Source organism: Stenotrophomonas sp. STEN035 (genome assembly GCF_056759935.1).
The window spans coordinates 223,525-239,183 of record NZ_JBRRDY010000001.1 but is presented as its reverse complement, the minus strand read 5'-3'; the positions used below and the strand labels follow the sequence as shown (position 1 = coordinate 239,183).

Sequence of the window (15,659 nt, the reverse complement as noted above, 5' to 3'; positions counted from 1 at the left end):
CCCTACCCCACAAGCCAATGGACGCCCCCAGCCCCTGCACCTGCTTCCAGCTGCGCCGCGCCACGCGCCGCGTTTCCCAGCTCTATGACCGCCATCTTGCCGCCGCTGATCTAAGCCTCAACGCATATTCCATCCTGCGCCGCTCCAGTCAGCCGCGGCCACTTGGCGAGCTCGCCGATGCGCTGGGCATGGACCGCACCACCCTCACCCGCAACCTCAAGCCGCTGCTCGAAGCCGGCCTGCTCAGTTCCGCCCCCGGCGCGGACTCCCGCCAGCGCCAGCTGCACATCACCGCCGCCGGCAAGCGCCGCCTGCAGAAGGCCTTTCCTCTCTGGCAGCAAGCCCAGCAGGAGATCGAAATGCTGTTCGGCGGCAAGCGCATCGAAGATCTCAACCACCAGCTGGAAGCACTCACCCAGGCACTGGAACAGGAGCAACCAGCATGACCACGCAGACCCCCACTCGCACTCCCTGGCTGTTGTTGCTCGCCGCCTCCAGCATCCTGATGGTGACCATGGGCGTGCGCCAGACCAGCGGTCTGTTGATCGACCCCATCCATGTTTCGACTGGGCTTGGCATCGCCCAGATCAGCTTCTCGCTGGCGATCGGCCAATTCGTATGGGGTGCGGTGCAACCATTCTTCGGCGCCATGGCCGACCAGCGTGGACCACTTCCGGTCTTGGTCGGCGGCGGCGTGCTGCTGGCGGTCGGCCTGATCGCGGCAACCTTGCTACCCGGCGCCTGGGGGCTGAACCTCAGCTTCGGCCTGCTGCTGGCAGCCGGTGCCGGTGCCGGCAGTTTCTCGGTGCTGATCGGCGCAACCGCCTGGCGCATCCCCGCGCAGAAGCGCTCGATGGCGGCCGGCATCATCAATGCCGGCGGCTCACTCGGCCAGTTCCTGTTCGCACCACTGGTGCAGCTGCTGCTCAGTGCTTTCGGCTGGATCAAGGCCTTGTATGCGTTGGCCTTCATCGTGCTGCTGTCTTTGCCTTTGGCCTGGCCGCTGCGCAAGCGTGCGCCACGCAACGAAGCCAGTGAGGACGGCGAAGCGCTGCGCCCGCAGCTGCAGCGCGCCCTGCGTGACCGCAGTTATTGGTGCCTGCATCTGGGCTTCTTCACCTGCGGCGTGCATATCGCCTTCCTGGTCACTCACCTGCCCGGCGAAATCGCGCTTTGCGGGTTGTCGCCGAACGTGGCCTCGGTATCGATTGCCCTGATCGGCCTGTTCAATGTTGCCGGCAGCCTGATCATCGGCGCGCTTGGCGAACGCTTCCGCATGAAGTGGCTGTTGTTCTGGATGTACCTCAGCCGCGCCGTGTTGATCGCGGTCTATCTGGCATCGCCGCCGACGCCGATGACCTTCTATGTATTCGCCGCAGCGTTGGGCTTCACCTGGCTGGCGACAGTGCCACCTACCGCAGGACTGGTCGGCAAGTTGTTCGGTCCGCGTCACATGGGCACCTTGTTCGGCCTGACCCTGTTCTCGCACCAGATCGGCGCGTTCTTCGGTGCCTGGCTGGGTGGCGTGGCACTCGAATACGGCGGCGACTACAGCTGGATGTGGTACGCGGACATGGCATTGGCCGCTGCAGCAGCGCTGATCAACCTGCCGATCCGCGAGGCACCGGTGCGCCGCCAGCTCGCCGCGAGCTGAACGGGAACGGGCCGCCGCAACGGCCCGTTCCACGCCGCCCATTGAAACCGGACAATTTTGTCCGGACCATATACGGCATGACTTCCATTCGCTCCGATGCCGCCGTGCGTCGTGCCTTGCTGTTGGATGCGGCCGACGCCGTGTTCGGCGAGCACGGCATCACCGCTCCACTTGATCTGGTGGTGGCTCGCGCCGGCGTAGGCCGGGCAACGCTGTACCGCAACTTCCCCGACCGCACCGCACTGATCGAAGCCCTGCTGCAGCGGACCGTGGAAAGGATCGAAGCGCACCTGCAGGAGCTGGGCGAGCGCGACGACGCCTTGTTCGAGCTGATCATCGGCATGGCCAAGCGCATCGTGCATTCGCCTGCGTTGGCCGATTACTGGCGCGCAGTGGACCCGGACGAACCTACGATCAAGGCTGCACGCGAGCGTATTCTCGGTCTGTCCGAACCGGCCCTGCTGCGGGCCAAAGCCGCAGGGCTGTGCCGGCCTGACCTGCAGCTATCGGATATCTCGTTGATCTCCGGCATGCTCGGTGCCGCCCTGCGCGGCCGCACCGTCGAAGATCGCGCCACCCTCGCACGGCGTGCGATTGAATTGCTGCGTCCCGGCCTGTCCGCGCAGGCTGCAGCAGAGCGCACATGAAGCCCCTCAAGCCCATTCCGGACTGGGAAGAGCACGAGAAGCCCAGCCTGCCAGGCTCGGCCTCGATGCCCTGGCATCCCCCGCACCGGCGCGCGGCCTACGCCGCCGTGGCGGTGCTGGTGGCGATCACCGGCGGGCTGGGCAATGCACTGATCAGCGCCAACCTGCCGTTGATCACCGGCCAGATGGGGCTGCAGGCCAGTGAGGCCAACTGGCTGGTCGCCGCCTACCTGATGGTCAACGTCAGTGCCAACCTGCTGGTGTTCAAATTCCGCCAGGAATACGGCATCCGCCTGTTCGCCGAGATCGGCCTGGGCACCTATGCCGCATTGGCGGTGCTGCATCTGTTTGTCGGCAACAACACGACCACCTTGCTGGTACGCGCCGGCAGCGGCTTTGCCGGTGCCGCCTGTACCACGCTGGGCACGCTGTACATGCTGCAGGCCTTGCCGCGCAAATACGTGGGCAACCTGCTGGTGATAGGCGTCGGCCTGTCGCAGCTCGCCGTGCCATTGGCGTGGCTGTTGTCGCCCAGCCTGCTCGACCATGGCGAATGGCAGAACCTGTATCTGTTCGAGGCCGGGCTGGCACTGTGTTCCTTTGCCGCGGTGGTGGTGCTGAAGCTGCCGCCCGGCATCCAGATCAAGGTTTTCGAACGCACCGACTTCCTCACCTTCGCCCTGCTCGCGCCGGGCCTGGCGCTGCTGGTGGTGGTATTGAGCCAGGGCTACCTGCATTGGTGGATCGACTCCCCATGGCTGGGCTGGGCATTGGCTGCGGCGGTGGTGCTGATCACCACCGGTCTTTGCATCGAGCACCAGCGTCGCAACCCGCTGCTGCAGGTGCGCTGGTTGATGGGGCCGGTGATGCTTCGATTCATCGTCGGCGCGTTCCTGATCCGCTTCCTCACCAACGAGCAGTCCTACGGGATGATCTCGATGATGCGCACGCTGGGCATGGGCCCGGAGCAGATGGCGCCCTTGTTCGGAGTCATCCTGATCGGCGTGCTGGTCGGCATCGCTGCCGGTGCGTTGACCTTCGGGCCGAAGGCGCTGATCCCGCAGTTGCTGGTGTCGATCATCCTGCTCGGCAGTGCCGCCTTCCTCGACCAGCACCGCACCAGCATGGACCGGCCGATGGATTTCGCCCTCAGCCAGTTCCTGGCGGCGGTGGGCAGCGGCATGTTCATGGGCCCGCTGATGCTGATGGGCATACGCCAGGCGATGGCGCGTGGGCTGGACCACATCGTGTCCTTCATCGTGATCCTGTCGCTGACGCAGAGCTTCGGCAGCCTTGCCGGCTCGGCCTTCCTGAGCAGCTTCCAGCTGCACCGCGAGCACATCTATTCCAGCGCACTGGTAAGCCAGCTCAATCCCGCCGATCCGCAGGTAGCGCGCCTCCTGCAGCTGCAACAGCAAGCCTACGCCCGCGTCATCACCGACCCCGTACAACTCAAGGCGCAGGCCAGTGCCGCCTTGGCAGCGGCAGCCAAACGCGAGGCCAATGTCCGCGCCTTCAACGACGTATTCGCCTTCAGCGGCTGGGTGGCGATCTGCTTCCTGACCTGGCTGCTTCTGGAAGTGACGCTGCGCAACCCACGCGTGAAACAGGTGATCCGGCGTGACCGCGCCGTGACCCAGGACAACCGAGCAGAAACATGAGCAACAAAGCCGAAAAGAATCCTTCAACCCCCGCGCCCACGCCGGTATCCAAGTACAACCGCCCGAGCCGCCGTGCGGTGGTGCTGATGATCATCGTCGCCCTGGTTGGGCTGACCTTGATCCTGCGCGCCTGGCAATTGTGGCCGTTCAACAGCACGCTCATGCACACCGACGATGCCTATGTGCGCGGCCAGGTGACCGTGCTGGCGCCGCAGGTCAACGGCTATGTCACCGAGGTGCTGGTCAGCGACTTCGACCATGTCAAACAGGGCCAACCGCTGCTGCGCATCGATGAGCGCATCTACCGGCAGAAAGTGGATCAAGCGCAGGCCTCCCTCGAAGATGCACGCGCGCAGCTGGCCAACTCCGACCAGAGCCAGGCGCAGAACCGCGCGCAGATCAGCTCGGCACGCGCCAACCATTCGGCGCAGCAGGCCGAGCAGCAACGCAGCCGCGCCGAGTTGCAGCGCTATGAAGCACTGGCAGCACAACAACTGGTTTCCAACAGCGACCGCGACAAGCTGCGCGCCTCGGCGCAGGCGGCGACTGCCGGCGTGGCGCAATCGCAGGCGGCCATCCATATCGCCGAGGAAACCCTCACCTCCACCGAGGTCGCGCGCAAGGGCCTGGAAGCGAAGGTCGCCATGGCTGAAGCCGCTCTCGAACTGGCCAAGATCGACCTCGACAACACCGTCATCAAGGCTCCGCGTGATGGCCAGGTATCTGAAGCCACCGTTCGGCTTGGGCAGTACGTTACCGCCGGCAGCCAGCTGCTGTTCCTGGTTCCTGACACGCTGTGGATAGTAGCCAACTACAAGGAAGGCCAGACCTGGAACATGGCGATCGGCCAGCCCGCGACGTTCAGCGTCGATGCCTTCCAGGGCAAGAAGCTGCGCGGCCACATCGAGCAGATCGCCCCGGCCACCGGCTCGGAGTTCTCGGTGCTCAAGCCCGACAACGCCAGCGGTAACTTCACCAAGGTGGTGCAGCGGCTGCCGATCCGCATCGCCATCGACCCCGATCAGCCACTGGCCGCGCGCCTGCGCCCCGGCATGTCGGTGGTGGTGGAAGTGGACACAGCCGCAGCGCCTGCTCAACAGTAGTGCCGAGCCATGCTCGGCTGGGGCGTTACCGACCATCTTGTGAGAGCGGCGTAAGCCGCGAAGCTGACATTGCGAGAACGGCACAGAGCCAACCCCTCCCCAGCCCTCCCCTGCTGCGCAAGGGAGGGAGCAACAGCGGTAGTGCCGAGCCATGCTCGGCAAGAGGCGTTACCGACCATCTTGTGGGAGCGGCGTAAGCCGCGAAGCTGACGTTGCGAGAAAGGCCCTGAGCCCCCCCCTCCCCAACCCTCCCCTGCTGCGCAAGGGAGAAAGCAAAGCCTTCACCCGATTGCGTTAGGCTGTACCCCTGCTCACAGCCGGGAGAACCCTCGGTGAAACTGATTCTGGCGCTCTCTGTCCTGGCCGCACTCACGGCCACCTCCGCCAACGCAGCAGACACGCTGTATTCCGGTGGCCCCATCGTCACCGTGGACGACCGCCACCCCGAAGCGGAAGCCATCGTCGTGCGCGACGGGCGCATCGCCTTTGTCGGCACCCGCAAGGCAGCGCTCCGTTTCAGCCCGCAGGCGCAGCAGGTCGACTTGCAGGGTCATACGCTGACGCCGGGCTTCATCGACGCACATGGCCACGTTTCAGGTGTCGGCCTGCAGGCGCTATCAGCCAACCTGCTGCCCGCGCCCGATGGCGAAGGCAACTCGATACCCGCCTTGCAGAGGATCATGCGCGAATTCCGCGCGCACCCGACCACACCCGAAGGCTACAAGGTCCTGATCGGCTTCGGCTACGACGACTCGCAGCTGGTCGAACAGCGCCATCCGACCCGGCAGGATCTGGATGCGATCGCCACCGATATACCGATCATCCTGATGCATCAGTCCGGCCATCTCGGTGCCTATAACAGCAAGGCGCTGGAAATGGCGGGCATCACTGCCGACACGCCCAATCCACCCGGTGGCGTGATCCGCCGCGAACCCGGCAGCAACGTGCCCGATGGTGTGCTGGAGGAAAGCGCGCACAACATAGCCTTGGCCAAGCTGATGCCGGCGATGACTGTCGAGCAATCCTTTGCCATGCTCGAAGCCGGCCAAGCGCTGTACATGAAGTACGGCTACACCACCGCCCAGGACGCCAAGACCGACGCCGGCACCTTGCAGCTGCTGCCGATGGCGGCCAAGGCCGGCAAGCTCAAGATCGATGTGGTGTCCTATCCGGATATTGAAGTGGCCTTGCAGAATCCAGCAATGCAGGGGCCCTTCTATGGCCTGAACTACACCGACCACTTCCGCATCGCCGGCGTGAAGATCAGCCTGGACGGATCGCCACAGGGCAAAACCGCGTGGCTGACCAAGCCTTATTACAAGGTCCCCGAGGGCGAGAAGCCGGACTATGCCGGCTATCCCGCCTTCCCCACCGCCAAGGTCGATGACCTCATCACTCAGGCGTGGGGCCATGGCTGGCAAGTACAGGCACATGCCAATGGCGATGCCGCCATCGATCAGCTGATCCACGCCGTCGCCGTCGCCGAAGCCAAGTACCCGGACAAACACCTCGTCCCCGTGCTGATCCACGGCCAGACCCTGCGCAAGGACCAGGTTGGCGAACTACGCCGTCTCGGCATCTTCCCCTCGCTGTTCCCGATGCACACCTATTACTGGGGTGATTGGCACCGTGATTCGGTGCTGGGCCCGGAGCGCGCCGAGAACATCTCGCCCACGCAATGGGTGCTGGATGCCGGCATGGTATTCACCTCGCACCACGATGCGCCGGTGGTATTCCCGGATTCGATGCGGGTGCTGGACGCGACGGTCAACCGCGTGACCCGCAGTGGCCGCGTGCTGGGACCGGATCAACGGGTATCGCCATTGATCGCACTGAAGTCGATCACATTGTGGGCAGCGCGCCAGTATGGCGAGGAGAGCAGCAAGGGCTCGATCGAAGTCGGCAAGCGTGCGGACCTGGCGCTGCTCTCGGACAACCCAATGACCATCGAACGCAGCCAGCTGCACACCATCAAGGTGCTGCAGACCATCAAGGATGGCGAAGTGGTTTACGAGGCGAAGTCGAAGCCGTAAGCACAGTGGGCTGTTGTAGGAGCGGCGTAAGCCGCGAAACCACTGCAAACCCCGAAGCCGATAGCGCATTGCCCGCACCGACGTGACCGGGGCGGTCGAGGCCTATCAGCTTCGCGGCTTACGCCGCTCCCACAAAAATCATTTCCGCGGGGCACTTCACCCTCACCCCGACCCCTCTCCCGCTCAGAGAGGCGCTAAAGCCTCAACCTGCGCAGTTCGCGCACAGGCCGTGCACTTCCAGCGTCTGCGCCTGCGGCTTGAAGCCCAGTTCCTTGGCGCGGGCTTCGAGCTGGCGGACGATGTCGCGGTCTTCCAGCTCCACTGCGCTATGGCAGCGGTCGCAGATCAGGAACGGCACCGAATGCTGGTTGCTGCTCGGGTGGTGACAGGCAACGAACGAGTTGACCGATGACAGCTTGTGCACAAAGCCATTGGCCATCAGGAAGTCCAGCGCGCGGTAGACCGTGGGCGGGGCATCAGCGCCCACACCCTTGCCTTCGCGCACCCATTCCAGCAGCTCGTAGGCCTTGACCGGCTTGCCAGCCTCGGCAATCAGCCGCAACACGTTGGCGCGGATCGGGGTCAACCGCAATCCGCGCTCACGGCACACCCGTTCGACCACCGCGACAAAACCGGCCGCGTCTTCGACGTGGTGGTGCGGGGCGGTGCAGGAGTGTGCGTCGGTCATGTCTACCTCGGGGTCAGGCCGTTGGGATCTTGATGAGTGCGGCGTCGATGCGTTTCAAGGCCTCGTCGCGCCCAGCCAGATACACGGTATGGGAAATGTCAGGACTCACCTGGGTGCCGGTGATGGCCACACGCAGCGGCTGGGCGACCTTGCCCATGCCGATTTCCAGCTGCGCGGCCACCTCATGCAGCGCCACGGACACGCCTTCAGCGGTCCATTCAGCTGCTGCCAGCAGCTCGCGTGCCTTGGCCAGCGGAATCTCGGCGCCTGCCTTGAAGTGCTTGGCCACGGCTACTTCGTCGTATTCGCTCAGCGGGGTGTACCAGACCACGGCCTTCTCGGCCATTTCCTTCAGGGTCTGCACGCGCTCGCGCAGGGCGATGACCACATCGACCGGGGCCGGGCCCTTGCTGATGTCCAGACCGAGCTTTTCCAGCTGGTAGACCAGGTGCGGAACGATGGACTCCGGCGTCTCGGTCTTCAGGAAGTGCTGGTTGACCCAGCCCAGCTTGGCCATGTCCAGGCGCGCGGCCTTGGAATTGCAGTTGGTAACGTCGAACAGGTCGATCAGTTCCTGGCGGGTGAAGATCTCCTGGTCACCATGCGACCAGCCCAGACGGGCCAGGTAGCTCAGCAGCGCTTCGGGCAGGTAGCCGGCGTCCTTGTACTGCATGACATCGGCCGCGCCGGTGCGCTTGGACAGCTTGGCACCCTGCTCGTCCAGGATCATCGGCATATGGCCGAACTTCGGCACCGGCGCACCGATGGCCTCGTACAGATTGATCTGGCGCGGGGTGTTGTTGATGTGGTCATCACCGCGGATGACCTCATTGATCTTCATGTCCCAATCGTCAACCACCACCGCGAAGTTGTAGGTCGGGTAGCCGTCCGGGCGGAAGATGACCATGTCATCGAGCTCGCTGTTGGCGATTTCGATATTGCCCTTGATCAGGTCATCGAACAGCACCGTGCCTTCAAGCGGGTTCTTGAAGCGGATGACGCGGTTCGGGTCGTCCTTGTACGGCAGGTTCAACTCGCGGGCAGCGCCGTTGTAGCGCGGCTTTTCCTGCTTGGCCATGGCGGCTTCGCGCATGGCGTCGAGCTCTTCCTTGGTCTCATAGGCATAGTAGGCCTTGCCCGAGGCGATCAGCTGCTCGGCCACTTCCAGGTAACGGGCGACGCGCGCGGTCTGATAGATCGGGCCTTCGTCGTAGCTCAGACCCAACCAGTCCATCGCCTCGAGGATGGCGTCGATGGCGGCCTGGGTGGAGCGCTCGCGGTCGGTATCTTCAATGCGCAGCACGAACTCACCGCCACGGTGACGCGCCTCCAGCCAGCAATACAGCGCGGTGCGGGCGCCACCAATGTGCAGGTAGCCGGTGGGACTGGGGGCAAAGCGGGTACGGACGGTCATGACGGGCGCAGAAGTTGGAATCGGGGCATTTTACCTCTTCCCCTCTTCCGGTGCCTTGAACCGGCTTCAGCCCTTCAAGCGCAGGCCAAAAGACGCAGCAAAGCCAGCGACCTGCAGCTGTAAGCCCCTCTCCCGTTTGTACGGGAGAGGGGTTGGGGTGAGGGTAGCTCTGGTTTTGGTTTTGGTTTTGGTTTTGGTTTTGGTTTTGGTTTTGGTTTTGGCTTCGGCTTCGGCTTCAGCCGTTGCCGTTGCCGTTGCTCCAGCCTTTGACCTACCGGGCCCCTTCCGCAGCGACGGAGCTGGCAGACAAGACCCCGCACGGGGCGACGCACACGGATGTGCGTCGTTTTTCGACGAGACAGGGATGTCTCGTCGAAAAATCCTGCCAGCGGAGTGGACCCGCGTCGCGTAGCGGCGTGGGCGCGGAGGCAGGGTGTGTTTCTCTTGGTTACCTTCTCTTTGCACAAGCAAAGAGAAGTAACTCGCTCCCCGCAGGGGAGCGAAAGCTCTTGCTCTTGCAACCGCTGTTCATGAGAGACCAAGACGCCAAAAAACAGAGCCAAAGCTCCCCTCATCCGCCCTTCGGGCACCTTCTCCCGCAGGCGGGAGAAGGAATGCATCAAGCGTCTGCTTGCTCTGCCCCAAAAAGCAGAAGGGCCGCAAAGCGGCCCTTCCCAAATCAGCACTACGCGCCAGCTGCCAGGCTCACTTCTCCAACAACGGCTTGCGCGGGAACCGCTCCTCGCGCATCGCAGCGTTATAGACGAACGAAGCCACGATCGCCGCCGCCTGCTTCAGATCCTCCGCCTCGGCGTGATCCCAGGTATCCAGATGGCTGTGGTGCACATTGCTGAAGTAATCCAGACGATCCTGGATGAACTGGAAGCCCGGCAGGCCAACCCGGTCATAACTGATGTGATCGGTGCTGCCGGTATTGCGCGTGGCCACCGTGGTAGCACCCACATCGTTGAACGGCTTCAACCACGCCTCGAAGATCGGCATCGCCGCCATGTTTTCCTGCGCATAGATACCGCGGAACCGACCCGAACCATTGTCCATGTTGAAGTAGACCTGGAACTTCTCGTAATCACGCAGCTTCTGCAGCGGCCCCGTCGGCTCACGCAACGACGCCGGCAGCGCCTTCTGCGTCGCATCGGCCGGCTCCGGATACCGCGCGAAGTGCTGTGCCACATACGCCTGCGAACCAACCAGACCCTGCTCCTCACCACTCCACAAACCCACGCGAATCGTACGCTTGGGCTTGGCACCTACCGCCTTGAGGATGCGCATCGCCTCCATCATCACCGCCACGCCCGCAGCGTTGTCGGCCGCACCGGTGCCGGTGTGCCAGGAGTCCATGTGTGCACCCAGCATCACGATCTCGTCAGCCTTGCTGCTGCCACGGATCTCAGCCAACGTGTTGTGGCCCGGCTGGTTGGTGTCGTCGGTGAATCGCGCATCTACGTTGACCCGCAGCGTCACCGTCTGCTTGTCCTTGAGCGCACGCACCAGCGGATTGAAGTGCTCGGCGATCATTGCCAGCTCGGGGATGCCCACCGACTCGCCGGCCTTGCGCGAACCGCCACCGGCCACGCGGATGATGCCGTTGTCCCAGCCGCTGATGCTGATCGACGCCAGCGCGCCTTCTTCGATGAAGAAAGCATTGACCGCCTTGGTCAGCTCCTGGCGCTCGTTGAACTCCTTCAGCCGCTTTGCACGGTCCTCTTCCGCCGCCTTGGGAATGGTGAACGCCTGCAGGCCTTCCAGCGAGGTCGCATCGTGACGGTGCGAGTCTGACTCGGTGCCACGCTTGTATTCGCGCGCATCACCCAGCAGCAGGATCTTGCCGCGCAGCTTGCCCTTGTACTTCTCAAGATCGGCCAGCTTCTTGATATCGACCTGGATCAGCTCACCTTCCACCGCACCATTGGTGCCCGGCGTCCACGCCTTGGGCAGGGCGTGCAGCGGCTGCACGCGCTGGCCCAGCATCTCGACGCTGGCCGAGCTGAACTCCCAACCACGACCGAAGTCCTCAAAGGCCTCGTCATGCACATTGACCAGGCCCCACTCATTGAACTTGCCACGGCTCCAGGCATTGGCCTGGGTCATGGCCGGCGAATTGCTCAGGCGCGGGCCGATGGTTTCGGTCAAATGGCTGAAGGTATCCATCACCTGCGAACGGTGGAACGCCTCCTGACGGATCTTGCTGACCATATCCAGATCCACCTGCTCGGCCGCCTGCGCCGAAGCGCTCACCGCCAAGCCCATGCACAACGCCAACAAACCCCGCTTGATCATGCTTTCCCCGGCCTCAGGCCCAATGACGACAAACCACCGAGTCTAGCCAGTGAACAGCAGCTGCCGAGTCGGCCAATGGTCATGGTTTGGCAACGACGGGGCGATTCAGTCCGCGCAGGCAGCAGCTGACTTTGCCGATCACGGCCATTGCTCTTGCTGTCGTTGCTCTTGCCGTTGCTCTTGCCGTTGCTCTTGCCGGTGCTGTTGCTGTTGCTGTTGCTCTAGCGTTTGACTTACCGGGCCCCTTCCGCAGCGACGGAGCTGGCAGACAAGACCCCGCACGGGGCGACGTGCAGGACGCAAGTCGTTTTTCGACGATACAGGGATGTATCGTCGAAAAATCCTGCCAGCGGAGTGAACCCGCGCCGCGTAGCGGCGTGGGCGCGCAGGCAGGGTGTGCTTGACCAGCCATTCGGCTGTTGAAGAGCGCCTCTTTTGGTTACCTTTTCTTTGCACAAGCAAAGAAGAGCTCTTTAACAGCCGAATGGCTGGTCAAAGTAACTCGCTCCCCGCAGGGGAGTGAAAGCTCTTGCTTCGGCTTCGGCTTCGGCTTCGACTTCGACTTCGGCTTTGACTATCAGTAGTCATTTTCACAGTAACAACCAAGGCAAGAGCTGCCCTCATCCGCCCTCCGGGCACCTTCTCCCGCAGGCGGGAGAAGGGAGGTCTCATGCAGTCCGGTGTCCGTTACCTGCCCGCCTTCGCGGGGCGGGTTCTTCGAGCCCCGCCACCTCAGCATCGACAGGCCCGTTTCTCCTCCAGCACGCAGTACGAGACCGTCATGCAGTCCCGACGGGTTACCGCCAAACACCCTCTTATTCCCACCACCCATAAACCACCATTCGCTCCACAGGCAGTACTACGAACCACGAGCGGCCATCTTGAGCGACGGCGGAGTACCCAGCGCCATGCGTCGTCGGCAACGCATCCATGCCAAAAGATCCACACGCATCACCACCGGCATCCAGCGAACAACCCTCGGCAAACGCCGAATACACCCAATCCCCTGACTCGAAGTACCGCAGCCCCTTGCGCTGGATCGCCAACGCCGTCGACAGAGACAAGCGCAGCGCTACCATCCCCTGCGCCTCCCCACCCGCAAATACACTGCCCAACAACGCCCGCTCCACCTGCCCCGGCGCCATGCCGAAGTGCAGCAGGCCGCAGGTCTCGATACCCGCCGGCAACAAGCGCTGCGCACGGCGATGGATCAATGCACGATTCATGTCCTTCCTCCTTGCGAAAGAGGCGGGATGGCTATTGCCATCCCGCCCCGTCATCGCAACCGTCCAATCAAGCCTGCTTTGTCACTGCACGACTGCTCAGCTCGTACCAATCGACTTTGCGGGTGACCCACATGATCGCGGCCAGGATGCCGAACAGCAGCAGCGAACCCATCAGCAGCGCGTTGTTCTCCGAGACCAACAGCACATACAGCACCCCGTACAACATCGTCAGCATCGTCGCGAAACCGACACCGCGCTTCCAGCTGTGCAGCACCCCGCTCAGATAGAAGCCCTGCAGGCCGATACACGCCGCCGCCGCGATCAGATAGGCCTGCCAGAACGCAATCTGCTCCGAAAGACTCAGCAACAAAAGGAAGAAGATCGCCAATGCCAGGCCAACCAGCAGGTACTGCAGCGGATGGATCTTCAGCTGCTTGATCAGCTCGAACAACGCAAAGCCAACGAAGGTCAGCAGCACAAACAGGATGCCGTACTTGCTGGCACGGTCCACCTGCGTATAGGTGTCCACCGGGTCCACCAAGGCCACGTTCAATGCCTCCACGCTGCCACCATCGCTGCGTATCGCCTTGACCAGCTGCGCCTGTGCCGCAGAAGCCAGCGAAGACACCGCCCACTCCGCCTTGAAGCCGCTGACATCGATGCTCCGCTCATTGGGCAGGAAGCTGCCACCGAACAGCGGGTGCTGCCAGGTTGACGACAACGAGACGCGGGTGTCATCGCCGACCGGCGCGATCGCCAGCGAACGCGTGCCGCCCAGCACAAACTCCAGCTCGACCTTGCCACCTTCGCGCAGCACGCCCTGCATTGAATCCGGCAACACCGACAGCGGTGCATGCAGGCCCTTGGAGGTTCCCTCCAGAGCGCCGGAGCCGGGTTGCAGCTGGATCGCACGGCCGTCGACGCGCAGGTTCGGCGTGCCTACCAGACCGCGCACATCGGACACGCCCATCGCCAGATAGGGACGGCCGTAGGTGCGCCCCGGCACCGCCACATAGCTGCTCTCGGCGAACTCGGCCTGCAGTTTGGCCTGCCAGTTGTAAACCGGCACCTTGAACAGGCCCACGGTGCGCTCGTCGGTGCGCATATTGCCCTGCACATTCAAACGCGTCGGCATCTGCAGGTCATAGCCGCTCTCGACGCGCATTTCGGTCTTGCGCGGATTATTGCCCTCGGCCGGAATCTCGACCTCGCGCTGCTGGGTCCACGGCAGCACCCGCACCGGGCCGATCAGCGACTGCTCGCCGGCCCAGCTCTGCGATACCCGTTCGACCGCCTCGTCGCGGTAACGCTCACGCTCATTGATGGTGCTGCGGATCAGCAGCAGGGGAATCAGCAGCAACAACACCAGCCCGCCGACAATGGCGAAGCGCAACAGCAGTTTCAGGGAAGTCATGTCCCGTCCTCGTGTGGAAACAGGGACAGGTTGAACGCGACCGGTGAGCAGGGTTTGTGCCGAGTTTGAAGCGAATGTGAAGTCAGCCGGCAGGCAGCAGAAGGCGCGCTTCAGCACCACCTTCCGGGTGATTGCCCAGCTCCGCGACGCCGCCATGCAAGCGCGCCACTTCGGCCACGAATGGCAGGCCCAGGCCGGAACTGCGCTGCCCCGTACCCGGCCGCGCCAGCGAATAGAAGCGTTCGAACACCCGCTCCTGCGCGTACTCCGGCACACCTGGGCCGTTGTCGCGCACGGCGATGCGCCAGTTCTGCTGCTGGCGTTGCACGCTCAGCACGATGCCACCACCCGGCGCAGAGAACGCGATCGCGTTGTCCAGCAGGTTCGAAAGCGCCTGCCGCAGCAGGAAGGCATCGCCCTGCACCGCTGCGCGCTCCGGCAGTTCCACATCCAGTTGGATCTGCCCAGTCTGCAGGCGCGGCGCAGCATCTTCGGCCAGCGCGCGGCAGACCGCGACCAGATCCACCTCGGTGCGCCGCTGCAACCAGCCGTGTTGTTCAACCTCGGCCAACCGCAGCAACTGGTCGATGGTTTCGGTCAGGCGCCGCTCCTGCTGCACGATGTTGGCAGCGAAGCGCTGCCGGTCGGCTTCCGGCAAGGGCTCCTGCAGGAGTTCGGCAGCGCCACGTATCGCCGCCAGCGGGCTCTTCATCTCGTGGGTCAACGACTGCACGTACTGCTCGACGTAGGCCTTGCCTTCGAGCTTGCGGCGCATGGTTTCCAGCGCCTGGCCGAGGTCGCCGATCTCGTCGCGGCGCCGCTTCGGCGGCGGCACCGGCTCACCGGCGCTGACAGCTTTGGCATAACGACTCAGCCCGCTGATGCCGCGCGACAACCACCATGTCATCAACAGGCCGATCAGTGCCGACAGCCCGATCAGCCAGGCACCGCGCGCGATGATGGCGCGCTGGCTGGCAACGATGAAGGGATCGATGGTGTCGTTGGGCTGCGACAGGGTCAGTACGCCGATCAGGGTGCGTCCGTCAGCCGGGTCATACATCGGCGCGGCTACGTGCATCACGGTGTTGGTTTCGTCGCCCGGAATCTCCGGACTGGAGCGTGCGCCGTACTCACCGCGCAGGGTCCGGTAGACGTCGTTCCAGCGCGAGTTGTCGCGGCCCACGTCCTGCCCGCGCGAGTCGTAGACCACGATGCCCTGCGCATTGGTCACCGTCACCCGGTAGTCGATGCTGCGCTTGGGGAAACGCCACACCATCGCCTTGGGATCGCGGCGCTGGGCGGTGGCCAGGCGCGCGGCGAAGTCACCGTCGCCGATGTGGCCGGCCTTCAGATCCGGCGCAGCCATCACCGCCAGCACATTGGCCGCGTCCACCAGGGTCGACTCCATCGCCTGGCGCACGCCGGGTTTGACCTCGTTGACGAACACACGCATCACGAAGAACGCGGCGATGCCGACAATCAGGAAGAACCCCAGGAACAGCTTCAGCCCGATACGCATCG

The 15,659-nt window shown here is 63.7% G+C and carries 12 protein-coding genes; 6 read left to right on the top strand and 6 right to left on the bottom strand.

All coding sequences use genetic code 11. The features are described 5' to 3' along the window. The first annotated feature begins 17 nt into the window (after positions 1 to 17). The 6 genes from ACVOLL_RS01015 (at position 18) to ACVOLL_RS00990 (ending at position 7,098) form a co-directional block, all read left to right on the top strand. Positions 18 to 446, top strand: a complete 429-nt coding sequence (locus tag ACVOLL_RS01015) for a MarR family winged helix-turn-helix transcriptional regulator (protein WP_481511160.1) — start codon at positions 18 to 20, stop codon at positions 444 to 446. Next, positions 443 to 1,654 (top strand): MFS transporter, encoded by a 1,212-nt coding sequence (locus ACVOLL_RS01010; protein WP_481511159.1) that lies wholly within the window; start codon positions 443 to 445, stop codon positions 1,652 to 1,654. Before ACVOLL_RS01015 ends, ACVOLL_RS01010 begins: the two co-directional genes overlap by 4 nt. A gap of 77 nt (positions 1,655 to 1,731) precedes the next feature. Next, positions 1,732 to 2,301: a TetR/AcrR family transcriptional regulator gene (locus tag ACVOLL_RS01005; protein WP_481511158.1), complete on the top strand. Its 570-nt coding sequence runs from the start codon at positions 1,732 to 1,734 to the stop codon at positions 2,299 to 2,301. Continuing rightward, the gene (locus ACVOLL_RS01000; protein ID WP_481511157.1) at positions 2,298 to 3,962 is read left to right on the top strand and encodes an MFS transporter; all 1,665 of its coding nucleotides are present in this window, start codon (positions 2,298 to 2,300) and stop codon (positions 3,960 to 3,962) included. Before ACVOLL_RS01005 ends, ACVOLL_RS01000 begins: the two co-directional genes overlap by 4 nt. After that, positions 3,959 to 5,065, top strand: a complete 1,107-nt coding sequence (locus ACVOLL_RS00995) for an HlyD family secretion protein (protein ID WP_481511156.1) — start codon at positions 3,959 to 3,961, stop codon at positions 5,063 to 5,065. Before ACVOLL_RS01000 ends, ACVOLL_RS00995 begins: the two co-directional genes overlap by 4 nt. 332 nt (positions 5,066 to 5,397) lie before the next feature. After that, the gene (locus ACVOLL_RS00990) at positions 5,398 to 7,098 is read left to right on the top strand and encodes an amidohydrolase (RefSeq protein ID WP_481511155.1); all 1,701 of its coding nucleotides are present in this window, start codon (positions 5,398 to 5,400) and stop codon (positions 7,096 to 7,098) included. A gap of 202 nt (positions 7,099 to 7,300) precedes the next feature. On the opposite strand, the gene ACVOLL_RS00985 is transcribed toward ACVOLL_RS00990, so the two are convergent. The 6 genes from ACVOLL_RS00985 to creC form a co-directional block, all read right to left on the bottom strand. Further along, positions 7,301 to 7,786: a Fur family transcriptional regulator gene (locus ACVOLL_RS00985; protein ID WP_282266682.1), complete on the bottom strand. Its 486-nt coding sequence runs from the start codon at positions 7,784 to 7,786 to the stop codon at positions 7,301 to 7,303. A gap of 13 nt (positions 7,787 to 7,799) precedes the next feature. Beyond that, positions 7,800 to 9,200: a glutamate--tRNA ligase gene (gene gltX, locus ACVOLL_RS00980; protein WP_481511154.1), complete on the bottom strand. Its 1,401-nt coding sequence runs from the start codon at positions 9,198 to 9,200 to the stop codon at positions 7,800 to 7,802. 705 nt (positions 9,201 to 9,905) lie between these two features. Continuing rightward, complete coding sequence (locus ACVOLL_RS00975) at positions 9,906 to 11,498, bottom strand: M20/M25/M40 family metallo-hydrolase (RefSeq protein ID WP_481511153.1); 1,593 nt, start codon at positions 11,496 to 11,498, stop codon at positions 9,906 to 9,908. A gap of 815 nt (positions 11,499 to 12,313) precedes the next feature. Beyond that, positions 12,314 to 12,724, bottom strand: a complete 411-nt coding sequence (locus tag ACVOLL_RS00970) for a hypothetical protein (protein WP_481511152.1) — start codon at positions 12,722 to 12,724, stop codon at positions 12,314 to 12,316. Between the two features lie 67 nt (positions 12,725 to 12,791). Then, positions 12,792 to 14,138 carry a cell envelope integrity protein CreD gene (creD, locus tag ACVOLL_RS00965; RefSeq protein ID WP_481511151.1) on the bottom strand — a complete coding sequence of 449 codons (1,347 nt, stop codon included), beginning with the start codon at positions 14,136 to 14,138 and terminating at the stop codon, positions 12,792 to 12,794. Positions 14,139 to 14,220: 82 nt separating this feature from the next. Beyond that, positions 14,221 to 15,657: a two-component system sensor histidine kinase CreC gene (gene creC / locus ACVOLL_RS00960; RefSeq protein WP_481511150.1), complete on the bottom strand. Its 1,437-nt coding sequence runs from the start codon at positions 15,655 to 15,657 to the stop codon at positions 14,221 to 14,223. Positions 15,658 to 15,659 lie beyond the last annotated feature (2 nt).